The 20798-nt window shown below is 67.1% G+C and carries 24 protein-coding genes; 16 read left to right on the forward strand and 8 right to left on the reverse strand.

The genetic code is table 11. The features are described from left to right. Window positions 1-131 precede the first annotated feature (131 nt). The 4 genes from HFK18_RS03250 to HFK18_RS03265 all read left to right on the forward strand — a co-directional run bounded on the left by HFK18_RS03250 (window position 132) and on the right by HFK18_RS03265 (window position 4248). Window positions 132-758, forward strand: coding sequence for a response regulator transcription factor (locus HFK18_RS03250; RefSeq protein ID WP_089241998.1), 627 nt, complete (start codon window positions 132-134; stop codon window positions 756-758). 71 nt (window positions 759-829) lie between these two features. Beyond that, window positions 830-1534, forward strand: a complete 705-nt coding sequence (gene radC, locus HFK18_RS03255) for a DNA repair protein RadC (RefSeq protein WP_100554525.1) — start codon at window positions 830-832, stop codon at window positions 1532-1534. Between the two features lie 116 nt (window positions 1535-1650). Next, entirely contained in the window at window positions 1651-3339 is a 1689-nt protein-coding gene (gene argS / locus HFK18_RS03260) for an arginine--tRNA ligase (RefSeq protein WP_100554494.1), read from the forward strand. A gap of 21 nt (window positions 3340-3360) precedes the next feature. Next, entirely contained in the window at window positions 3361-4248 is an 888-nt protein-coding gene (locus tag HFK18_RS03265; RefSeq protein WP_180164356.1) for an SPOR domain-containing protein, read from the forward strand. 71 nt (window positions 4249-4319) lie between these two features. Here the strand turns inward: HFK18_RS03265 and HFK18_RS03270 are convergent, their stop codons facing one another. Together HFK18_RS03270 and HFK18_RS03275 are read right to left on the reverse strand one after the other, a co-directional pair. Beyond that, a complete protein-coding gene (locus tag HFK18_RS03270) occupies window positions 4320-5072 on the reverse strand; it encodes an SDR family NAD(P)-dependent oxidoreductase (protein WP_100554492.1) in 753 nt (250 codons plus the stop codon). Between the two features lie 88 nt (window positions 5073-5160). Continuing rightward, a complete protein-coding gene (locus HFK18_RS03275; protein ID WP_180164358.1) occupies window positions 5161-5655 on the reverse strand; it encodes a hypothetical protein in 495 nt (164 codons plus the stop codon). A gap of 85 nt (window positions 5656-5740) precedes the next feature. Here HFK18_RS03275 and HFK18_RS03280 point away from each other — a divergent pair, with 85 nt between their 5' ends. Then, complete coding sequence (locus HFK18_RS03280) at window positions 5741-6208, forward strand: DUF1456 family protein (RefSeq protein ID WP_180164360.1); 468 nt, start codon at window positions 5741-5743, stop codon at window positions 6206-6208. Here HFK18_RS03280 and HFK18_RS03285 read toward each other — a convergent pair. Next, window positions 6177-7064, reverse strand: coding sequence for a LysR family transcriptional regulator (locus HFK18_RS03285; RefSeq protein ID WP_180164362.1), 888 nt, complete (start codon window positions 7062-7064; stop codon window positions 6177-6179). The genes HFK18_RS03280 and HFK18_RS03285 overlap by 32 nt on opposite strands. A 100-nt stretch (window positions 7065-7164) precedes the next feature. Between HFK18_RS03285 and HFK18_RS03290 the strand changes: the two genes are divergently transcribed. Next, window positions 7165-8358, forward strand: a complete 1194-nt coding sequence (locus HFK18_RS03290; RefSeq protein ID WP_180164364.1) for an MFS transporter — start codon at window positions 7165-7167, stop codon at window positions 8356-8358. Here HFK18_RS03290 and HFK18_RS03295 read toward each other — a convergent pair. After that, window positions 8355-9053 (reverse strand): TorF family putative porin, encoded by a 699-nt coding sequence (locus tag HFK18_RS03295; RefSeq protein WP_180164366.1) that lies wholly within the window; start codon window positions 9051-9053, stop codon window positions 8355-8357. The genes HFK18_RS03290 and HFK18_RS03295 overlap by 4 nt on opposite strands. 166 nt (window positions 9054-9219) lie before the next feature. Here HFK18_RS03295 and HFK18_RS03300 point away from each other — a divergent pair, with 166 nt between their 5' ends. Further along, window positions 9220-9609: a DUF6165 family protein gene (locus HFK18_RS03300; protein ID WP_025878366.1), complete on the forward strand. Its 390-nt coding sequence runs from the start codon at window positions 9220-9222 to the stop codon at window positions 9607-9609. Window positions 9610-9618: 9 nt separating this feature from the next. On the opposite strand, the gene HFK18_RS03305 is transcribed toward HFK18_RS03300, so the two are convergent. Both HFK18_RS03305 and HFK18_RS03310 read right to left on the reverse strand, forming a co-directional pair. Next, complete coding sequence (locus HFK18_RS03305; protein ID WP_180164368.1) at window positions 9619-10296, reverse strand: response regulator transcription factor; 678 nt, start codon at window positions 10294-10296, stop codon at window positions 9619-9621. Window positions 10297-10486: 190 nt separating this feature from the next. Next, window positions 10487-11059 carry an Ax21 family protein gene (locus tag HFK18_RS03310; protein ID WP_180164370.1) on the reverse strand — a complete coding sequence of 191 codons (573 nt, stop codon included), beginning with the start codon at window positions 11057-11059 and terminating at the stop codon, window positions 10487-10489. Between the two features lie 278 nt (window positions 11060-11337). Between HFK18_RS03310 and HFK18_RS03315 the strand changes: the two genes are divergently transcribed. After that, a complete protein-coding gene (locus tag HFK18_RS03315; protein ID WP_180164372.1) occupies window positions 11338-11697 on the forward strand; it encodes a DUF1428 domain-containing protein in 360 nt (119 codons plus the stop codon). Window positions 11698-11712: 15 nt separating this feature from the next. Here HFK18_RS03315 and HFK18_RS03320 read toward each other — a convergent pair whose 3' ends face one another. Then, complete coding sequence (locus HFK18_RS03320) at window positions 11713-12405, reverse strand: hypothetical protein (RefSeq protein ID WP_180164374.1); 693 nt, start codon at window positions 12403-12405, stop codon at window positions 11713-11715. Window positions 12406-12542: 137 nt separating this feature from the next. Then, a complete protein-coding gene (locus tag HFK18_RS03325) occupies window positions 12543-13424 on the reverse strand; it encodes a histone (RefSeq protein ID WP_180164376.1) in 882 nt (293 codons plus the stop codon). A 489-nt stretch (window positions 13425-13913) separates the two neighbouring features. Here HFK18_RS03325 and HFK18_RS03330 point away from each other — a divergent pair, with 489 nt between their 5' ends. From HFK18_RS03330 to HFK18_RS03365, 8 genes are all read left to right on the forward strand, one after another. Then, on the forward strand, window positions 13914-15347 hold the full coding sequence (locus tag HFK18_RS03330) for a Do family serine endopeptidase (RefSeq protein ID WP_099819644.1): 1434 nt from the start codon (window positions 13914-13916) through the stop codon (window positions 15345-15347). Between the two features lie 102 nt (window positions 15348-15449). Then, window positions 15450-15812, forward strand: a complete 363-nt coding sequence (locus HFK18_RS03335; RefSeq protein ID WP_025878359.1) for a hypothetical protein — start codon at window positions 15450-15452, stop codon at window positions 15810-15812. Window positions 15813-15820: 8 nt separating this feature from the next. After that, window positions 15821-16291 carry a phage holin family protein gene (locus tag HFK18_RS03340; protein ID WP_025878358.1) on the forward strand — a complete coding sequence of 157 codons (471 nt, stop codon included), beginning with the start codon at window positions 15821-15823 and terminating at the stop codon, window positions 16289-16291. Continuing rightward, entirely contained in the window at window positions 16288-16731 is a 444-nt protein-coding gene (locus HFK18_RS03345; RefSeq protein WP_180164378.1) for a protein sip-5, read from the forward strand. Before HFK18_RS03340 ends, HFK18_RS03345 begins: the two co-directional genes overlap by 4 nt. Before the next feature lie 67 nt (window positions 16732-16798). Further along, window positions 16799-17905, forward strand: coding sequence for an AI-2E family transporter (locus HFK18_RS03350; RefSeq protein ID WP_100554483.1), 1107 nt, complete (start codon window positions 16799-16801; stop codon window positions 17903-17905). A gap of 93 nt (window positions 17906-17998) precedes the next feature. After that, a complete protein-coding gene (locus HFK18_RS03355; RefSeq protein ID WP_180164380.1) occupies window positions 17999-18466 on the forward strand; it encodes a hypothetical protein in 468 nt (155 codons plus the stop codon). A 68-nt stretch (window positions 18467-18534) separates the two neighbouring features. Beyond that, window positions 18535-19263, forward strand: a complete 729-nt coding sequence (locus tag HFK18_RS03360; RefSeq protein WP_180164382.1) for an HAD-IA family hydrolase — start codon at window positions 18535-18537, stop codon at window positions 19261-19263. 3 nt (window positions 19264-19266) lie between these two features. After that, window positions 19267-20634, forward strand: coding sequence for a M17 family metallopeptidase (locus tag HFK18_RS03365; protein ID WP_180164383.1), 1368 nt, complete (start codon window positions 19267-19269; stop codon window positions 20632-20634). Window positions 20635-20798 lie beyond the last annotated feature (164 nt).

The following is a 20798-nucleotide window of genomic DNA, read 5'->3' on the forward strand; positions in this document are numbered from 1 at the left end:
GACAGCCCCCACGGAGCTTTCCGGGTTTGCGGCGCTCCGTTTCGGAACTTTCCTATACCTCTTCGCGTCCCCGCTTTGCAGAATCGTCGCAGGCCACCTTGGTGCGCCGTTCGATTTCCCAGGAGTTCCCCGTGCAACCGCGCATCATCATTGCCGACGACCATCCGGTCGTCCTGCACGGCATCCGAATCGTGCTCGAGCGTCACCAGATGGACGTGGCCGGTGCCGCTGCTGACGGTGCTGGACTGCTGCAGCTGCTGGTGCAGCAGCCCTGCCATGCCGTACTCACCGACCTGTCCATGCCCGGCCCGGGCCCGGATGGTCCCGAACTGCTGGCCGTGCTGCGCCAACGCCATCCCGAACTTCCCGTGGTGGTACTGACCGGGGCCAGGCACCCGGGGTTGCTCGATGGCCTGCTACGCGATGGCGTACACGGCCTGGTCGACAAAAGCGCCGACTTCGCCGAGTTGCCGCAGGCCCTGCATGCCGCCATGGCAGGGCAGATATTCGTTTCCGATCAGCTGCGGCGCCACCTGCAGGCCCGCGATCTGCTGTTCCCGCATCCACCGGCCGCGTTGTCGACACGCGAACTGGAAGTGCTGCAACTGCTGACCGACGGCCTGAACATCAATGCCATCGCCGACCGCAGCGGGCGCAGCCCGAAGACGATCAGCCGGCAGAAGGCCGAAGCCATGCGCAAGCTGGGCCTGCAGAACAACCAGGAGCTGTACGACTACCTGCAGACCCGGCGCGACTGAGGACTTGGCCGACCCGCGGGTACGGCAAGGGCTTATGGGAGCGGTCGGCGATGATCGCCATGATGGGTGCCATGCCCATCCATGAATGGCCCGAAGAAGAGCGTCCCCGCGAAAAGCTGTTGGCCCGGGGCCCCACGTCACTGTCAGACGCCGAACTGCTGGCCCTGTTCCTGGGTTCCGGCATTGGCGGCCGGGACGCCGTACAGACCGCGCGCGACCTGTTGCTCGCCCACGGTCCATTGCGGGTGCTGCTGGACCGCCCCGCCCGCGAACTGTCGAAACTGCCTGGGTTGGGGCCGGCGCGCAGCTGCACGCTGGCCGCAGGGCTGGAACTGGCCCACCGCTACCTGGCCGCTGAACTGCAGCAGGGCGAAGCGGTCGGCAACAATCCCGTGACCGTCGGCCGCTACCTGCAGCACCGTCTGCGCGGGCAGGCCCGCGAGCTGTTCGTGGTCCTGTTCCTGGACAACCGCCACCGCCTGATCGCCTGCGAGGAACTGTTCGCCGGCACCATCAACGCAGCCCCGGTCTACCCCCGCGAAGTGGTGCGCAGAGCCCTGCTGCACAACGCCGCCGCGGTCATCCTCAGCCATAACCACCCCTCCGGCGACCCGGAACCCTCGGCCGCCGACGCACAGATCACCGAAGAGCTGCATCGGGCCCTCGCCCTGGTCGACATCCGCCTGCTGGACCACTTCGTGGTGGGCGAGGGGCGTCCCGTTTCGTTTGCTGAACGAGGCCTTCTACCACCACTGCAGGCCCGCCTGGTCGGATGAGCCCCCGGCAGCAGCCGGTGGCCAGACCTGCCCTGGCAGGCAGGCCCCGGTCAGCGTTGGGGCCGGCATCTGCGCTAAAATGGGCGATTCCGCCGCTCATTCTCACAGCAGGCCTCGTGAAAAATCTCCTCCGCGCCCTGATCAGCCAAGGCATCGAAGCCTTGCGCGCCAATGGCACCCTGCCCGTCGACTCCCTGCCGCCGGACTTCGTGGTCGAGCGCCCGAAGACCCGCGACCATGGCGACTTCGCCACCAACGCCGCGATGCTGCTGGCCAAAGCCGCGCGCAGCAATCCGCGCGCAGTGGCGCAGGCGCTGGTCGAGGCGCTGCCGCGCAGCGAAGACGTCAGCAAGGTCGAGATCGCCGGCCCCGGTTTCATCAATTTCCACCTGGCACCGGCCGCGTACCAGCGTGAAGCCGTCACCGTGATCAAGGAAGGCGCCGATTACGGCCGCAACCTGTCCGGCAATGGCCGCACGGTGGGCGTGGAGTATGTGTCGGCCAACCCGACCGGTCCCCTGCATGTCGGCCACGGCCGCGCTGCGGCCATCGGCGACTGCGTGGCACGCGTGCTCGATGCCAACGGCTGGAACGCCAAGCGCGAGTTCTACTACAACGATGCCGGCGTGCAGATCGAGAACCTGGCGCTGTCGACCCAGGCCCGGGTGAAAGGCATCGTTCCGGACCAGGAAGGCTGGCCGGAAGGCGGCTATCGCGGCGACTACATCGCCGACGTGGCGCGCGCCTACATGTCCGGCGCCAGCGTCGACCTGGAAGGCACCCTCGTGGTTGGCGCCAAGGACCCGGACGACATGCAGGCGATCCGTCGCTTCGCCGTGGCCTACCTGCGCAACGAGCAGAACCTGGACCTGGCCGCGTTCGGCGTGGATTTCGACATCTACTTCCTGGAAAGCTCGCTGTACGCCGACGGCAAGGTGGCCGAGGCGGTGGCCAAACTGCAGGCGTCCGGCCATACCTATGAAGAAGGCGGCGCGCTGTGGCTGCGCAGCACCGACTTCGGTGACGACAAGGACCGCGTCATGCGCAAGTCCGACGGCACCTTCACCTACTTCGTGCCGGACGTGGCCTACCACCTGTCGAAGTGGCAGCGCGGCTACGAGCGCGCGATCACCGAGCTGGGCGCTGACCACCACGGTTCGCTGGCGCGCGTGCGTGCCGGCCTGCAGGCGATGGAAGTGGGCATCCCGCAGGGCTGGCCGGAATACGTGCTGCACCAGATGGTGACCGTCATGCGCGGCGGCGAGGAAGTGAAGCTGTCCAAGCGTGCCGGCAGCTACTTCACCCTGCGCGACCTGATCGAAGAAGCCGGCCGCGACGCGACCCGCTGGTTCCTGATCGCGCGCAAGCCCGATTCGCAGCTGACCTTCGACATCGACCTGGCCCGCCAGCAGAGCAACGACAACCCGGTGTTCTACGTGCAGTACGCCCATGCCCGCGTGTGCAGCCTGCTGCGCCAGGCGCAGGAGAAGGGTCTGGTCTACGAACAGGGTACTGGCCTGTCCAACCTGGGCCGTCTGGACGATGACGCATCGCTGGCCCTGATGAACGAGATCTCGCGTTATCCGGAAGTGGTGGAAGCGGCCGGCGTGGCGCTGGAGCCGCACCTGGTCGCGCAGTACCTGCGCGAATTGGCACACGCCTTCCACACGTGGTATCACGGGACGCCGGTGCTGGTGGACGACGCGACCGATCGCAATGCCAAGTTGACCCTGGCCTGCGCAGCGCGCCAGGTACTGGCCAACGGCCTCGACCTCCTGGGCGTTTCCGCCCCGGAAAAAATGTAAGTCTCAGGAGACGCAGTAGACATGGCAGCACGACGCGGCAAGACACAGGCTCGGCGCAACAGCAGCCAAGGCACGCCCGGATGGGTGTGGCTGGTTGCCGGCGTGGCGATCGCCGCCGTGGTGTTCCTGGCGGCGCCGAACCTGTTCAAGGGCGAGGGCGATGGCTTCCTGCGCGCCGGTCCGCAGCCGAACCCGAACGCGCAGCCGGCGCCGGTGGCTGATGGCGAAAGCGATGTCGGCACCCAGCCGGCCGCACAACCGGCCACGCCGAAGCCGGCTGAACCGGAAAAGCCGGCGGCCACCCAGTACGACTTCTACACCCTGCTGCCGGGCAAGGAAGTTGAAATGTCCGACGCCGAACTGGCCGCCAGCGCGCGTGCCGAAGACCAGCGCCGGGCCAAGGCCGAAGCGCAGCGCGCGCAGGCCGCACTGGAAGGCAAGCCGGTGCCGGCGGTTGCGGCCGCCGCACCTGCGGCGACGGCGAGCGTTGCCAGCACCGCGCCGGTGACCGCCACCAGCCGTCCGCTGCCGACCCCGGTAAGTGAACGCCCGACAGCAGCGACGCCGGCAGCCGGCACCACCGCGCCGGCCAGCACCGTTGCCGCCACTCCTGCGGCACGCAGCGAAGCCGCGCCGGCCGCCGCCAGCGCTGCGGCAGCCCCGGCACCGGCCGACAATGCCCGCTACATCCTGCAGGCAGGTGCATTCGGCGCTTCCGGTGATGCTGAAGCGACCAAGGCCAAGCTGGCGATGATGGGCCTGGCTGCACGCGTGGAGTCGGCGCAGATCAACGGCAAGACCGTGTACCGCGTACGCATGGGGCCCTATGGCAGCGCTGGTGAGCTTTCCGAAGCCAAGCAGAAGCTGGATGGCACCGGCCTGCAGGCGATGGCGATCAAGGCGCAGTAAGTCTGCAGGCATGAATGAAAAAGCCGGGCGTTGCCCGGCTTTTTTTTGCCTGTGCGCATCCAGGGCGCAGATCAGCCCTCGCGGGCAACCTGGAAGCCGGCGAACGACTGGCTGACCGGCATCAGCTCCAGGCGATTGATGTTCAGGTGCGGCGGCAGGCTCGCTACCCAGAAGATCTGCTCGGCGATGTCCTCGGCGGTCATCGGATTGGCGCCGGTATACAGCTTGTCCGACGCGACCTGGTCGCCATGGGTGCGGACCACGGTGAACTCGGTTTCGGCCATGCCCGGCTCGATGGTGGTCACCCGCACGCCGGTACCGTGCAGGTCCGAACGCAGGCCCAGCGAGAACTGGCTGACGAAGGCCTTGGTGCCGCCATAGGCATTGCCGCCCGGATACGGGTAGACACCGGCCACCGACGAAATGTTGATGATGGCGCCCTTGCGCTCCACCAGCTGCGGCAACAGGCGATGGGTCAGGGTGACCAGCGCGGTGATGTTGGTGTCGATCATCGTCGTCCAGTCCTTCAGGCTGGCGCTCTGCGCCGGCGCGGTGCCCTGGGCGAGACCGGCATTGTTGACCAGCAGGTCGATGTCGCCGAAGGCCGGCGGCAGTGCCAGCAGCGCCGCTTCCATCGCGACCGGATCACGCACGTCGAACACGGCCGCGTGCACCACCTCCTTGCCGTAACGCTCGACCAGCGGCTGCAGGCGTTCACTGCGACGGCCGGTGGCGATCACTTTCCAGCCCGCCTGGGCGAAGCGGTGGACGGCAGCGGCGCCGAAGCCGGACGTGGCGCCGGTAATCAGGACGGTTCGGGTCATCAGACAACTCCGTGGGAAACCAGACCGCCATTCTGGCACCGTCGGTCCACGGCTGCGTTGCCTGATCGGCCCGCTGCGGTGCGCGCGGTCAGCGCAGGCGGAACACGCGTGCCTTCGGCAGGTCTTCGTCAACCTGCAGGAACCAGCGCCCGGCGATACCCGGGATCACCTCGATCTGCGGTGCCTGCAGGGTCTTGCGCAGCTTCATCTGGCCCTTCATCACCTGCCACTGCTGGCCGTTGTCGAGGGTGAACACCGTGCCCGGCTCCCAGCCCGCAACGTCGCCGACCACGCGGGCACTGACCGGGCCCTCTTCCAGGCCCAGGTGCATCGCCGCCGGGGCGGGAACGTTGGCCGGCAACGGTGCGCCGGGGCTGGCGGCAACCGGTGCGCGCATGGGGACAGGCGCAGATGCCTCTGCCTCGCGCAGCACGCGGTTCAGGGTCTGCAGCTGGGTCGCGTCCAGGCCCACTTCGGCCAGCTGGGCCGCGCTGAGACGCTGCTCCACGGGTACGTAGCGGTCCTGGGCGGTGGCGGCAAAGCTGCTGGTGACCAGCAGGAAGGAGAGGAGGTACCGGCGCATCGGAGAGGGTCTCTGCAGAACAGCGCTCACGATGCTGCAATCCGGTGACAGTCCGGTTACGGCCGCCGGGCCGGTACAATGGGCCATGATCAATAATGATGTGCTGCGCAGCGTGCGCTACTCCCTGGACCTCGGCGACCACCACGTGGTGACCCTGTGCCAGATGGCCGATCCGGCGTTCGAGGTGGATGTCGAGCAGGCCAAGGCCTGGCTGCTGCGTGAAGACGAGCCGGGCTTCCAGCCAATGAGCGACAGTGCGCTGGCGCACTTCCTTGATGGCCTGATCCTGCACCTGCGCGGTCAGGATGAGGGCCAGGCGCCGCGCGCGGTGGAAACCCGCATCGACAACAACCTGGTGCTGAAGAAGCTGCGCGTGGCCTTCCAGCTGCGCGATGTCGACATGATGGAGATCTTCACCAGCATCGGCTTCACTGTCTCCAAATCCGAACTCGGCGCGCTGTTCCGCCAGCCCGGCCACAAGAACTATCGGCGCTGCCTGGACCAGATGCTGCGCAACTTCCTCAAGGGCCTGAGCCTGCGCCTGCGCGGCTGAGCACGGCATCGACGAAGGCGCGTGCGGCTGGCGTCGGCAGGCGCTGCCAGACCAGATGTACGCGCCGGGTCGGGGTCGGTTGCAGAGGCACCTGCACCACCCCTTCGAAATCGTCGGCGATCAGCACCGGCACGATCCCCACCGCCAGGCCGTGGCGGACGAAGCGCTCGACCAGTTCCATCAGGTTGACCTCGAAACGCACCTGATGCGGCAGGCCCGCTGCGGCGAACGCATCATCGGTCTGCCGGCGCGCGCCGGTACCCCGCGGAAAATCGACCAGGGCTTCATCCTGCAGCGCCGCCAACGGCAATCGCTGGCGCGTGGCCAGCCGATGCTGCGGCGCCAGCACGGCCACCAGATCCTCTTCCTGCAGCATGTGGTGGCAGACGCCTTCAAGATCGGCCGACGGTGCCAGCCCCACCAGCGCCACGTCCAATGCACGTGACTGCACCTGCTCCAGCAGGGTCTCGCTCTTGTCCACCCGCAACTGGAATTCGACCTGCGGGTGCTGCTGCTGGAAGGCCGCCAGCAACGCCACCACGTCGATGCCGGTCAGCGACGATATCTGCCCGATCGCCAGCAGCCCGCGCACCTCACCACTGACGGCAGCGACGTCGGCACGCAGGTGGCGCAGGCTGGCCAGCACCTGCCGCGCGTGCACCAGCAACGCTTCGCCCGCGGCCGTAGCGCGCACCTGGCGCGGCAGTCGCTCGAACAACACGGTGCCCAGCTCCTGCTCCAGATGGGCGATCTGGTGGCTCAAGGCGGACTGCACCACGTGGCAGCGCGCGGCCGCACGGGTGAAGTTGCCCTCTTCAGCCAGGGCCACGGCGAATTCGAGCTGCTTGAGGTTCACGCCTGTATCTCAATTCCAGATGACAGGGATGATGATGATTCATTTCCATCATGCCTGCAGCAGGCGGACACTGTGCTGCCCTGCTTCAACGGAACATCGCGTGTCCCCTTCCCTTCCTCCCCTGCAGCGCTGGCAGATCCTGCTGATGGCGGTCGCCACCGGCGTCGCGGTAGCCAGCAACTACTACGCGCAGCCATTGCTGCATACCATCGCCGATGCCTTCGGCGTGCCGTTCGGCCAGGTCGGCATGGTGGTCACCGCTGCCCAGTTGAGCTACGCCGCCGGCCTCATCCTGCTGGTGCCGTTGGGTGATCTGTTCGAGCGCCGCCGGCTGATCGTGGTGATGACGTTGTTGTCGGCCAGCGGACTGGTGATCAGCGCGTGCGCGCCGTCGTTGCCGTGGCTGCTGGCCGGGACCGCGATCACCGGGTTGTTCTCGGTGGTGGCGCAGGTACTGGTGCCGTTCGCCGCCACCCTGGCCGCACCGGAGCATCGCGGCCGCGTGGTCGGCACCCTGATGAGCGGACTGCTGCTGGGCATCCTGCTGGCACGCACCGTGGCCGGGCTGCTGTCGAGCCTGGGCGACTGGCGCCTGGTCTATGCGATCGCCGCTGGTACGCTGGTGCTGACCGCACTGGCCCTGCAGCGTGGATTGCCGCGCTTCCACCACACCGCCGGGCTGGGCTATTTCGCGTTGCTGCGCTCGATCGGCACGCTGTTCCTGCAGGAACCGGTGCTGCGCCAGCGCACACTGCTCGGCGCATGCAGCTTTGCGATGTTCGCGATCTTCTGGACGCCGTTGGCCTTCCTGCTGGCGCAGCCGCCCTATGCCTACAGCGACGCCACCATCGGCCTGTTCGGGCTGGTCGGGGCCGCCGGTACGCTGGCTGCCGGCCTTGCCGGGCGCATGTCGGATCGTGGCCAGACCGGCCGGGCCACGGCCATTGCGCTGGTGCTGTTGTTGCTGTCCTGGCTGCCTCTTGGGCTGTCGGCGCACTCGCTGCTGGCGCTGCTGGTCGGCGTGGTGGTGCTGGACCTGGCCGCGCAGCTGCTGCATGTCAGCAACCAGAACCTGATCTACGCGCTGCAGCCGGAGGCCCGCAACCGCCTCAATGCCGGTTACATGACCGGCTACTTCATCGGCGGCTCGCTGGGCTCGCTGCTGTCGGCGCAGGTCTACCAGCGCTTCGGCTGGACCGGTGTGTGCGTGGCCGGTACCGCGGTGGCGGTACTGGCCCTGCTGGTGTGGCTGCCCTCTGCCTGGCGCACCCGCCAGGCAGCATCGGCCGACTAGAAGCTGCCCTGCAGCGCCAGCTCCCAACGTCCACCGGCATTACCCGGGAACAGCCGCTTGGCGGCGCTGTCGGTGTCATGTACGGTGGCGCGCACTTCCCAGGCCGGCGTCAACGTGGCAATGGCACTGAGCTGGCCATGCAGGTAGTCCGGCCCCTGCGCGGTGGCCAGCCAGTACTGCCCCACCGCTGCTTCCAGGCGCACGCGCTCGTTCAACGGCACCCGCACGCCCAGCTGCGCGTAGGTGCCGCGACGGCCGCCGGCCAGCGCATCGTTGGAGTGGGCGACCTGCAGCCAGGCGCGTTGCTTCCAGGTGGTGGTGACATTGAGTTCGGTCCAGTCCAGTGCGCGACCGGTACCCGGATAGACATAACGGGTGAGGTTCGCATCCAGGCTCCAGTCCGGCGACAGCGCACCGGACCAGCCGGCGACCAGATCGAACTCGCTGCGTGCACCGTTGTCCGGCGTGAACGAGACATTGGAGCCCCACGCGCTGGCATACCAGCCCGACCCCACCGTCACCTTTGCCCCCACCTGCGCGGCCGGATCGCCGTCGCTCTGCGAGCTGCCGCGCCACACATAGTCGCTGGTCACTGCCGCCGTGCCACTCACCTGTACCTGCGCCTGCACGCTGCCGGCGCACAGCAGCCCCGCCAGTGCGGCCGCGCTGGCCACGATCGTCCCCTTGCTCTTCACTGCACTCACTTCCTCGTCGAAGGCGGTCTGTCCGCCCGGGACGGCAGTGTCGACGGCATGGCCGTAACGGTTCGATGGCGATGCCGCCGCGCCAGCGCAAATTCAGCGTAAATCCGCGCCGCAACGAGCGCGGTATCATGCAGTCCTATTTCCAGGAACCAACCACGTGGACGCCATCCTGACCCCGGTATCGATCGGCGAGCTGATCGACAAGATCACCATTCTCGAGATCAAGGCCGAGCGCATCGACGATGCGACCAAGCTGGCCAACGTGCGCACCGAACTTGACGGCCTGCTGCCCCTGCTGCAGCAGCAGCTTGACGCACAGCCGGCACTGGCCGCGCTGAAGACGCAGCTGAAGGCCATCAACGAGCGCATGTGGGAGATCCAGGACCAGCTGCGCGACAAGGAAGCAGCGCAGGTATTCGACGAGGCGTTCATCCAGCTGGCGCGCGGCGTGTACGGCACCAATGGCGAACGCGTGCAGGTGAAGAACGAGATCAACCGTGTCGCCGGTTCGGCGCTGGTCGAGGAAAAGCAGTACCAGGGCGAGTAAGCACGCCCGTCAGCCGCACTCCAGCAGGTGGCGGATGCGGAACAGTTCGACATCGCTGCGGATGCCCAGCTTCTGGTAGGCGGCTTTCTTCTGTGTGCTGATGGTGCTGGCCGAGCGCTGGAAGCGCCGGGCCACTTCGCCGGTGCTGCAGCCCTGCAGCAGCAGCCGCAGCACTTCGCGCTCACGCCTGCTCAAGGGCGCCAGGGTGGGCGCCGACATGCGCCGCGAGCGTGATCGATTCAGCTGCGTGCGCAGATCCGGGGGCACGAAACGCCCACCGCGGGCAACCACGTCCACCGCGCGCAGCAGCATTTCCGGCGTGGTCGCCTTGGACAGGAAGCCGCGTGCACCGGCCTGCATCGTCGTGGCCACGGTGCTGGCATTGCAGTGTGCCGACAGCACCAGTATCGGCACGCAGGGCCAGCGCCGGGACAACCCGCGCAGCAGCTGCAGGCCGTCGCCAAGATCGCCCAGCGGCAGCGCATCGATCAGCAGCAGGTCAACGCTGCCCGGTTCGCTCTCCAGCAGTTCCAACAGGTCACGTTCGTTGGCGTAGCTGCCGCGCACGTGGACGCCGCTGTGCTGGCGCAGCAACACCTCCACCCCCAGCCGCAGCACCGGATGCGGATCCAGCAGTGCCAGGCGGCGCGGCCGATCGGGGAGCAGCGGTGGGAGGACGGGCGGCATCGCGGTGTATCCGGCAGCACGGGATATCCACCGTAGGCCACCACTGGCGGTGGCGGAATCCAATTCATTGCAATGCAACATGACGCCCGCATCGCAGTCAGGCTCTGTTCTGATTCCCCACAACGCAACAGGCCCGGCAATACCGGGCCTGTTGCAGCACGAACAGCGCGCGGGCGCGCCGTAGATGCAATTACCAGCTGAAGCGCGGGCCGACGGTGTATTCCTTGTCGCCGTGACGGTTCATCTTCAGCTCGCCGTTCAGGCCCCAGTTCTGGTTCAGCTTGACCTGACCACCCAGACGGCCGTACCACTGGCCGTCGATGTCGACGCCGTGCTTCTTCGAATAGTCTTCGTAACCGACCAGGCCGTAGACCTCAGCGTGGGCACCGAACGCGGTACGGATACCGGCTTCAGCGCTGTAGCCGTTGAAATCCAGGCCGTGCTTGCGGTCGAACTTCTGGTAGGCAACGCGGGCAACGAAGTCGGTCGACGGAGCGATTTCGACGTTGTAGCCGGCACCGACCTTCCACTGGTCAACCTTGATGTTGGTGTGGTCGACTTCCTGGCGGCTGTATTCGCCGAACGCGTGGAAGTTCGGCAGGAAGCCGTAGGAACCCTTCACGCCCCAGCCATCAGCCTTGATGCCGTCAACGTCGGTCTTGGCGTAATCAGCCTCGGCGTAGTTGTAGGACAGGTTCTCGGCGGCCGAAGCGGTGAACGGCAGGGCAGCGGCCAGAGCCAGAGCAATCAGCGAATTCTTCATGGGGGTACACCTTTACTTTCTTATGGTGTGCAGCAGCGCCAGGGCGCCATCGCATCGGGAATGTAAATTCTCCGTTATTCGCCACAACGCTCCCTGAAAACAGCGGTCTTCGCATTGCTGAATTTTTTGCATTGATTCAGCAAGGCTCAGGCATACGCGCGCGGTACGCGCACGCGCTTCGATTCAACGGTGCAGCAATCGATGTCGATTTTCCGCGCCCTGAAGCGTCGACTCATTGAAGGCCGTGCACCTGGCATGGTCCATTCCGGAGGCAAGCGATGAGCTACATCGATGGTTTCGTACTGGCAGTGCCGACCGCCAACAAGGAGAAGTTCCTCGCCCATGCACGCACAGGTGATCCCGTTTTCATCGAGTACGGCGCGCTGCGCGTGGTCGAGTGCTGGGGCGATGACGTGCCGCACGGCAAGACCACCGACTTCTTCGGCGCGGTGAAAGCCACGGCGGAGGAAACGGTGGTGTTTTCCTGGATCGAGTGGCCGGACAAGGCCACCCGCGATGCAGGCATGCAGAAGATGATGGAAGACCCGCGGTTGGACCCGACGAAGAATCCCATGCCGTTCGACGGTGCGCGGATGATCTACGGCGGATTCGAGCCGATCTTCGAACTCAAGCGCTGACCCCGGCGGGCGTCCTCAGCGGGCGCCCGCTTCATCCTCGCCGGCCGCATGGCCGGCACCCAGCGCAGCACCCGCGCCAACACCCAGCCCGCCCATTCCGGCGCCCATGCCACCGCCGCCGCCACCACCGGTGCGACCGCCCTTGCCTTCGCCCTCGCTGCGGCCCTTGCCACTTCCGCCACCGCTACCTGCGGGTCGGGTAGGCCCCTGCGGCGGGATCTCCAGGTCGGCCGGCACCGGCGCAAGGTCCAGCGCTTCGCGGACGAAGTCGCGCAGCGAGATCACCAGTTCGTGTGTGTGCACCGGGCGCCCCTGCGCCAGTTCACTGGCAGCGCGGGCAGCCAGTCGTACCTGCTCGTCGGTGCCCAGCAGCAGAATGTCCGACAACGCCGCTTCGACCGCATCGCGGATGCGCCGGGCCCGATCCGAGCCTGGCTCGGCGATGCCTTCTTCGTGGGCGCGCTGGCGCAGGTCGCGCAGATGGGCCGGGTCGACCCCCAGCTCACCGGTGAAGGAACCACCCAGCGTCTTGTAGGCCGCCATCAAGGTACGCAGCCGCTCGTTGATCTGGCGGTTCTCGCGTTCGCGACGCTGCTGCAGGGTCTGCATCACCAGCAGGCGGATACCCACGCCGAGCAGGGTGATCAGGACCAACCCGGCCAGGGTCGACAGCACGCCCTGCCAGGAACTGAAATCGATACCGCGCATGGCCAGGACTCCTGCGGAAGACCTTCATCTTGCCCCAGCCTGCTGCCGCAGATCCACGTCAGGCGCGGATGAGCGCCCCCGAAAACGCAGAAGGCCCTCCCGCCCGATGAGCGGAAGGGCCTTCGAACGAAGCGCGATTACTTGCGCTTGGCAGCCTTACGCACGGCCTTCTTGGCCGGAGCCTTCTTGGCCACAGCCTTCTTCAGCGGTGCAGCCTTCTTGGCCACGGTCTTGCGGGTAGCGGCGACCTTCTTGCCGACAACCTTCTTGGCGACGGCGGTCTTCTTGCCGACGACCTTCTTGGCAGCGACGGTCTTCTTGCCGGCAACCTTCTTGGCAGCGACAGTCTTCTTGCCGGCGACCTTCCTGGCGGCGACGGTCTTCTTGCCGGCGACCTTCTTGGCAGCGACAGTCTTCTTGGCCACAGCCTTCTTGGCGGTAGCGACCTTCTTGCCGACAACCTTCTTGGCGGCCACGGTCTTCTTGGCTACAGCCTTCTTGGCGGTAGCGACCTTCTTGCCGACAACCTTCTTGGCAGCAGCGGTCTTCTTGGCAACAGCCTTCTTGGCGGTCGCAACCTTCTTGGTGGCGGCCTTCTTCACGGTGGCGACCTTCTTGCCGGCAGCCTTGGTGGTCTTCTTGGCAGCAGCAGCCTTCTTGGTCACGGTCTTGCCGGCAGCCGCCTTCTTCTTGGCCACTTCCTTCTTCAGGGCAGCCGCTTCGGCCTTGGCGCTCTTCTTGGCCGCTTCCAGTTTCTTCTTGGCGTTGGCAACGGTCTTGCCGACCGACTTGGCGGCCTTCTCGGCCTTCTTGGCAACGGTCTTCTCGACCTTGGCCACGACCTTCTTGGCCTTGGCGACGCGGGTGGTGGCAGCCTTGCTGGCGCGCTTGACGGTCTTCTTGACCGACTTCACTGCGTCTTCGGCGGCGTGGGCGATGGTCTCGCCGACGTTGGTGGCGGTTTCTTTCACGTTCTCGACGGCGTCGGTCACGACCGACACACCATTACCGTTGCTCATGTTGCCCTCCTAGGGGCCTGGATTGTCAAAACGGGGCGATGCTATACCGACAATGGCTATCGTGGAACGGGCACGGCCGGTCAATCGCATCCGGTGCGACGCAACTGGTGTAAGTGATGGCGGCGACTGACGCGCCGCGCAGTCAGGAAATCCCTTTTTTTAAGCAGTGTGCTGCGCCGCCTGCCTGTTGCCGGCATGCCGATGCAGGCACTGGCCGCCGTAACACGTCCGCGCAGCAATGAGCGTCATCGCAAGGTCAGGATGCGCGGAACTGCGCAAGTGTCGCGGTGTGTCACGGCGCTGTCGACCTGCCTTGCGGCGCTCGCACGCGGCTGTCGCGAACAGCGGTATGACGCGCGCGCCACCTTTCCGGCGCCCTCGGCACGGGTCGGATTTTCATGGGGCATTTATCCAGATCGCGACACACTCATTCAGCTTGTTCTACCGTATGCGTCAACGGCCCCCATCCCAGCCTGCGAACCGACTCCCATGCGACCGCTTCCCACCCTGCTTACGCTCGCAATCGCTGCTGCCTTCGGCGGCTTCGTTGCCACTGGCCTCAACGCGCACCTGGACAACCGAGCCGACGCCGCTCCACTGCCTGCGGTGTTGCCCACCACCGCAGCGCTGCCGGCATCGGTCGCCGGGCAGGCGGTGCCATCGCTTGCACCGATGCTGGAAAAAGCCATGCCGGCGGTGGTCAGCGTCAACACCAAGCAGGTGGTGCGGGTACGCAACCCGTTCTTCAACGACCCGTTCTTCCGCCGCCTGTTCCCGGATATTCCGCAGGAGCGGATCAACGAGTCACTCGGTTCGGGTGTCATCATCGATGCCACCGAAGGCCTGGTGCTGACCAACCACCACGTCATCGACAACGCCGATGACGTGCAGGTGACACTGGCCGACGGGCGCACGGTCAAGGCCGAATTCCTCGGCTCGGACCGCGACACCGACATCGCGCTGATCCGCATTCCGGCGCAGAACCTGACCGACATCAAGCTGGGCAACAGCGACCAGCTGCGGGTGGGCGACTTCGTGGTCGCCATCGGCAATCCGTTCGGTTTCAGCCAGACGGTCACCTCGGGCATCGTCTCGGCGGTGGGCCGCAGTGGCATCCGCGGGCTGGGCTACCAGAACTTCATCCAGACCGATGCATCGATCAACCCGGGCAATTCCGGTGGCGCACTGGTCAACCTGCAGGGCCAGCTGGTGGGCATCAACACCGCCAGCTTCAACCCGCAGGGCAGCATGGCCGGCAACATCGGCCTGGGCCTGGCGATTCCGTCGAACCTGGCCCGCAGCGTGGTCGACCAGCTGGTCAAGCATGGCGTGGTGGTGCGCGGCACGCTGGGCATCGAAAGCCAGAACCTGAGCGCGCAGATCGCGCAAGGCCTGGGCCTGGGCGAAACCCGTGGCGCACTGGTGACCCGCGTGCTGGCCGGTTCGGCCGGTGCCGCCGCAGGGCTGAAGCCGGGCGACGTGGTGGTCTCGGCCAACGGCCAGCGGGTGGACAGTGCCGAAGCACTGCACAACGTGGAAGGCCTGGCGGCGGTGGGCAGCGTGCTGACCCTCGACGTCCGCCGCGAAGGCAAGCCGCTGCAGATCAAGGCAACGCTGAAGGAACAGGCGCGCGTGGTCAGCGGCGAGAGCCTGGACCCGCGCCTGACCGGTGCCAGCTTCGTCGACCTGCCCGAATCGCTGCGCCAGTCCGGCGTGGGCGGCGTGCTGGTCAGCGAGGTCAAGCGCGGCAGCCGCGCGGCGACCAATGGCCTGCAGCAGGGCGACATCATCACCGATGCCACGGTTGGCGAATTCGCCGACCTGGCCAGCTGGCGCGCCAATTTCCAGCAGCGCCCGCCAACCCTGGTGCTGCGCGTGCTGCGCAACAATGGCCAGCAGCAGGGCCAGTTGGTGATGCGGTGATCGCCTGGCCGTAACGCCCCCTATACCCCCGTGATGCTATTGCTGTATGTCCAGGTCGGCTGAGCCGATCGCCCGTTCCCCCATCGCAACAGGAGTGATTCGATGAGCCCCACCAATACCGAAAACCTGAAGGACCACCTGGGTGAAGCCGGTTCCCACCTGAAGCAGGCCGCCAGCGCTGCCGGCGGTGCGATCAAGGGCGCTACCGGTGCCGCGACTGACGAACTGCGCATCGGCAAGGCCAACGTCAAGGCTGAACTGTCCGACAGCGCGCTGTCGGGCCTGGCTGCCGCCGAGTTCGGTGGTGCCGCCGCCAAGGAACAGGTCGACGCACTGATGGACAAGGGCAAGGACCTGATCGACAGCGCCGCTGAACTGATCCGCGAACGTCCGCTGGCCTCGTTCGGTGTGGCCTTCGCTACCGGCTGGATCATCGCCAAGCTGGCCCGCGGCAGCGACAAGTAAGCTGCGGCGTGAGCGAAGACACCACGCAACGTCCCGATCCGGCGGCCACGCCGCCGTTGGACGAGAGCATCCGCCAGGTCGGCGCTGCCGGCCGGGCGACCGCCGATTCGGCCAAGCACTCGCTGCGTTCGCTGCGCCGGTTGGCGTCGGCGGACTTCGCGCTTGCACGCAGTGCGTTCGGGCGTGCGTTGGCCTGGGCCGGCGTCGCCATCGTATTCGGCGCCTCGGCCTGGTTGTTGCTGGCCGCCACCCTGATCGCCCTGCTGCAGAGCTTCGGCCTGAGCTGGCTGCAGGCACTGCTGATCACCTCGTTGCTGAGCCTGGCCGTCACCGGCTATGCGATCTGGCGCGTTTCGTACTTCTTCCACCACACCGGCATGCACGCCACCCGGCGCCAGTTGTCCCGGTTGGGCCTGTTCGATGAGCCCACCGATGATGATCCCGATGCCGGCGTGCAGATTCCGGAGGGCAAGCCATGAAGTTCGGTGCACTGCAGCGGCGGGTAAAGCGCTGCGAACAGGTGATGGCCGTGCGCATCGGCGAGACCCAGGACAACTGGGGCGTACTCAGCCAGGTCTGGCGACAGGGCTGGTCACCACTGCGCATCGTGCTGGTCGGCCTGGCCGGCGGTTTCATCGCCGGCAAGCTGGAGGTTCCAGGCAAGGTCAACGGTGCGCGTTGGCTGCAGATGGTGGGTTCGGTGTCCAGCCTGTTCGCCAGCGCACAGGCCGCGTTTGCCACCGTGGTGGCGGCGCAGGCGGCGGAAACCGCAGACGATGCCGCCGACCAGACCGATGAGGCCACCGAGCAGCCGGCGCCCGCAGCTGCACGGCCGGCAGCGCAGCCGGCGCCCACGGTGGACACCGAGCTGCGTGGGCCGCGTCCGGCCGAAGCGGCCACCGAGATGTCCGAACGTTGATGATCCTTACCCGCCGCGTTGATCGCGGCGGGTCGATAATGGGCTTCTTTTCCCGGTCGGTACGTCGATGAGCGAGTCCCTGTTGTCCCCGTCGTCGCCTGCGCCGGACGCCCCCGCACCGCTGCCCCCCGCCCCGCGCCCACGTGGCCCGATGTCGCTGGTGATACTGGCGACCCTGGCCGTGGCGTTCACCCTGTGGGCGGCGCAGGACATCATCCTGCCGGTCCTGCTGGCGATGTTCTTCGCCCTGGTCGGCAACCCGATCCTGCGGCTGCTGCAGAAGCTGTGGATTCCGCGCGCGCTCGGCGCCCTGCTGGTGCTGGGCGCCGGACTGGGCGTGACCGGTGCATTGGCGGTGCAGCTGATCGGCCCGGCGATGGACTGGGCACAGGAAGCACCGCAGCAGCTGCGCAAGGTCGCGCGCCAGGTGCAGGACCTGACCAAGCCGGTGCAGCAGGCCAACCAGGCGGCGGAGAATTTCGCGCGCGTGGCCGGTGGCGATGGCAACCGCAAGGTGCAGGTGATCCGCACCCAGCTGGACGATCCGTACCGCATGCTGACGCGCGCGCCGCGGCTGGCCGCCTCGGTGCTGGCCGTGGTGCTGCTGACATTGTTCTTCATGATCTACGGCCAGAGTCTGCAGCGCGCGGCGATCGCCCTGTTCCCGAACCGGCAGCAGCAGCGCTTCACCAGCGACATCCTGCGCTCGATCGAGCATGAGGTATCGCGCTACGTGTTGACCATCAGCGTGATCAACACCGTGGTCGGCCTGCTGTTGGCCGGCGTGCTGATGCTGCTGGGCATCGGCCTGCAGGAGGCCCTGCTGTGGGGCACCGTGGCGGCGCTGCTGAATTTCGCGCCCTATGTCGGCCCGCTGCTCGGCGTGGCATTGATGCTGCTGATGGGCTTCGTCGAGTTCCGCGACCCGCTGCAGGCGCTGCTGCCTGCGGCCGCCTACCTGACCCTGCATACCCTGGAAGGGCAGATGGTGACGCCGATCGTGCTTGGCAGGCAGATGAAACTGTCACCGCTGGTGCTGATCCTGGCGCTGATGGTCTTCGGCTGGGCCTGGGGCATGATCGGCCTGCTGCTGGCGGTGCCGCTGCTGGTCTGCATCAAGCTGGTGCTGGCACGACTGGAGGGCATGCAGGGCTGGGCGCGCTTGCTGGAGTGAGCCGGCCAGGACAATGATCGCGCCGATGGCAGGGCCGGAAACAAGGGCAGAACTGGCAGAATAGTCCCCCTTTTTTCGGATGGATCCGTTCGGATGACCTCGTTCGCCACACGCTGCCTCGCCCTCGCCTGCCTTGCCACCCCTGCTTTCGCCGCGACGCCGCCGGCAATCGAGCAGGCGCGTGCCCAGCTGGTCGAAGCGGTCACCTGCCAGCGCCACCTCAGCCCCAAGCAGTTCGAAACGATCGCCCAGTTGCTGGCGCCGCCGCCGCTGCAGGCGGAAAACGGGGAGTCCAGCGGTGAGTTCCTGTTGACCACGCGGCTGATGGTGCTTGGCCAGCCAGTGAACCGCCTGCAGGCGTACGACGGCGACAGCGGCGAGGATGGCGTCGACAGTTTCACCGCGTACTTCAGCACCGCCAGCGTCGAACAGATCGCGGCACTGGCGAAGCTGTCCGACCCGGTGGCAGGCAGCTACACGCGGGAAGTGGGCCGGCACAACCTGGATGTGCGGCGATTCGACGGCCAGACCACCATCAGCTGCTCCTACGACCTGCGCTGACGCACCCTGCAGCGCCCCCTGCCCGTCGCGCGCATGAAAGCGCGCGCGGGCAGGCGTAGAATGGCGGGGTGAAATTCCCTGTCCTTGCCATCACCCTCGACCTCGACGATACGCTGTGGCCGTTCGCTCCGATCGGCGCCCGCATCGACCAGGTCCTGTTCGACTGGATGCGTGAACACAGCCCCGCCACCGCCGCAATGTATCCGGTGGCGGCCATGCGCGAACTGCGCGAGCGCTCGTTCCGCGACAACCCCCACCTGCATTTCGACCTGAGCGCGCTGCGCCGGCTGACGATCCAGGAGGCGCTGGAAAACAGTGGCGCCAGCCTGGACCTTCTGGAACCGGCGTATGAAGTGTTCTACGCCGCGCGCAACCAGGTGGAGTGCTACCCCGATGCGCTCGACGCCCTGGCGCGGATCGCCGCGCGGGTGCCGGTGGCCGCGTTGAGCAACGGCAACGCCGACCTGGAACGGATCGGCCTGGCCCATCACTTCAGCTTCCAGCTGGCCGCGCGCGAGCATGGCGCGGCCAAGCCCGAAGCGAGCATTTTCCACGCCGCCTGCGACCGCCTGGGCGTCGCCCCGGCGCAGGTGCTGCACGTGGGCGACCACGTCGAGATGGACGTGGCCGGCGCGATGGCTGCCGGCCTGCGCGGCTGCTGGATCAACCGCGAAGCGGCCACCTGGAACCATCCGCAGCTGCAGCCTGACCTGCAGTTCGACACCCTCACCGGCCTGGCCGATTGGCTCGACGCCAACCTCGACGCCGCCGACGCTGACGCATCCCGGAGTACCTGACGCATGAGCGAGATCACTGGTTTCACCGCCGACACCACCGCCGCGCTGCCGTTGCACGTGCTGGACCGCAGCCAGTTCGAGGCGTGGAAAAACAGCCAGTCCGCTGCGACCCAGGCGTGGTTGAAGTCGCAGGGCTTCACTGCGGGCGCGCATTCGGTTGCGCTGCTGCCCGGCGCCGATGGCCTGGCGGGCGCGGTGATCGGTGTCGGCGATCGTGCCGATGCCTACAGCTACGCCCACGCACCGCACGCCCTGCCGGAAGGCAGCGTGTGGCAGCTGGCCAGCGAACTGCCGGCCGCCGAACAGGCGCTGCTGCAGCTGGGCTGGGGCCTGGGCAGCTATCGCTTCGACCGCTACCGCAAGCGCAACCGCACGCCGGCCCAGCTGGTTGCCACACCGACCGGCGAGGTGGCCGACCTGATCGCCGCCAGCCTGCGCGTGCGTGACTGGGTCAACACGCCGACCGAAGACATGGGCCCGCAGCAGCTGGAAGACGCCGCGCGTGCCCTGGCTGAAGCGCATGGCGCGCAGGTTGAAGCGATCACCGGCGACGAACTGCTGGCGCAGAACTTCCCGGCCATCCATGCCGTGGGCCGCGCCTCGCACCGCGCGCCGCGGCTGATCGTGCTGCGCTGGGGCAAGGAGACGGACCCGGCGCTGGCGCTGGTCGGCAAGGGCGTGTGCTTCGATACCGGCGGCCTGGACATCAAGCCGGCCGATGGCATGCGCAACATGAAGAAGGACATGGGCGGCGCCGCCCACGCGCTGGCACTGGCCGGGCTGGTGATGGCCCAGCAGTTGCCGGTGCGCCTGACCCTGCTGGTGCCAGCGGTGGAAAACGCGATCGGCCCGGATGCCTTCCGTCCGGGCGAAGTGATCGCCACCCGCAAGGGCCTGAGCGTGGAGATCGACAATACCGACGCCGAAGGCCGGGTGATCCTGTGCGACGCGCTGACCTTCGCCGGTGAGCAGAAGCCGGACCTGGTGCTGGACTTCGCCACCCTGACCGGCGCGGCGCGCATCGCGCTGGGCCCGGATCTGCCGGCGCTGTTCAGCAACGATGACACGCTCGCCCAGCAGTGGCTGCAGGCTGGCGACGCCACCCGCGACCCGGTGTGGCGCATGCCGCTGTGGCGCCCGTACCTGCGTTACCTGAGCAGCGGCATCGCCGACCTGGCCAACGCCGGTTCGCGCATGGCCGGCTCGGTGACCGCCGCGCTGTACCTGGAACGCTTCCTGGAAGATGGTCAGCGCTGGGCACATCTGGACGTGTATGCCTGGAACGATGGCGAGCGCCCGGGCCGCCCGGCCGGTGGCGAAGCCCTGGCCCTGCGTTCGGCCTGGGCGATGCTGAAAGCGCGTTACGCCTGATGCAGCCGCCGGGCATGGCCCGGCGCTACCGATGCCGGTGCGGGTGCTGATCCGCAATTCCAGTAGGTGCCGGCCTTGGTCGGTACCCGGCAAATCTGACGAAAAATTGAATTTCGGCTCCGGCCGGGTTCTGCGAGGATGTGGTGGTCGCCCACCCACACGTC

The sequence above is a fragment of the Stenotrophomonas sp. SbOxS2 genome (assembly GCF_013416715.1).
GTDB classification, from domain to species: domain Bacteria; phylum Pseudomonadota; class Gammaproteobacteria; order Xanthomonadales; family Xanthomonadaceae; genus Stenotrophomonas; species Stenotrophomonas lactitubi.

Coding starts and splice junctions, on each gene's coding strand:
- HFK18_RS03320 (WP_180164374.1), bottom strand. CDS start 12,405: ATGCGCGGTATCGATTTCAGTTCCTGGCAGGGCGTGCTGTCGACCCTG.
- HFK18_RS03330 (WP_099819644.1), top strand. CDS start 13,914: ATGCGACCGCTTCCCACCCTGCTTACGCTCGCAATCGCTGCTGCCTTC.
- HFK18_RS03270 (WP_100554492.1), bottom strand. CDS start 5,072: ATGACCCGAACCGTCCTGATTACCGGCGCCACGTCCGGCTTCGGCGCC.
- radC (WP_100554525.1), top strand. CDS start 830: ATGCCCATCCATGAATGGCCCGAAGAAGAGCGTCCCCGCGAAAAGCTG.
- HFK18_RS03335 (WP_025878359.1), top strand. CDS start 15,450: ATGAGCCCCACCAATACCGAAAACCTGAAGGACCACCTGGGTGAAGCC.
- HFK18_RS03305 (WP_180164368.1), bottom strand. CDS start 10,296: ATGCCGCCCGTCCTCCCACCGCTGCTCCCCGATCGGCCGCGCCGCCTG.
- HFK18_RS03365 (WP_180164383.1), top strand. CDS start 19,267: ATGAGCGAGATCACTGGTTTCACCGCCGACACCACCGCCGCGCTGCCG.
- HFK18_RS03355 (WP_180164380.1), top strand. CDS start 17,999: ATGACCTCGTTCGCCACACGCTGCCTCGCCCTCGCCTGCCTTGCCACC.
- HFK18_RS03265 (WP_180164356.1), top strand. CDS start 3,361: ATGGCAGCACGACGCGGCAAGACACAGGCTCGGCGCAACAGCAGCCAA.
- HFK18_RS03280 (WP_180164360.1), top strand. CDS start 5,741: ATGATCAATAATGATGTGCTGCGCAGCGTGCGCTACTCCCTGGACCTC.
- HFK18_RS03345 (WP_180164378.1), top strand. CDS start 16,288: ATGAAGTTCGGTGCACTGCAGCGGCGGGTAAAGCGCTGCGAACAGGTG.
- HFK18_RS03350 (WP_100554483.1), top strand. CDS start 16,799: ATGAGCGAGTCCCTGTTGTCCCCGTCGTCGCCTGCGCCGGACGCCCCC.
- HFK18_RS03310 (WP_180164370.1), bottom strand. CDS start 11,059: ATGAAGAATTCGCTGATTGCTCTGGCTCTGGCCGCTGCCCTGCCGTTC.
- HFK18_RS03275 (WP_180164358.1), bottom strand. CDS start 5,655: ATGCGCCGGTACCTCCTCTCCTTCCTGCTGGTCACCAGCAGCTTTGCC.
- HFK18_RS03315 (WP_180164372.1), top strand. CDS start 11,338: ATGAGCTACATCGATGGTTTCGTACTGGCAGTGCCGACCGCCAACAAG.
- HFK18_RS03325 (WP_180164376.1), bottom strand. CDS start 13,424: ATGAGCAACGGTAATGGTGTGTCGGTCGTGACCGACGCCGTCGAGAAC.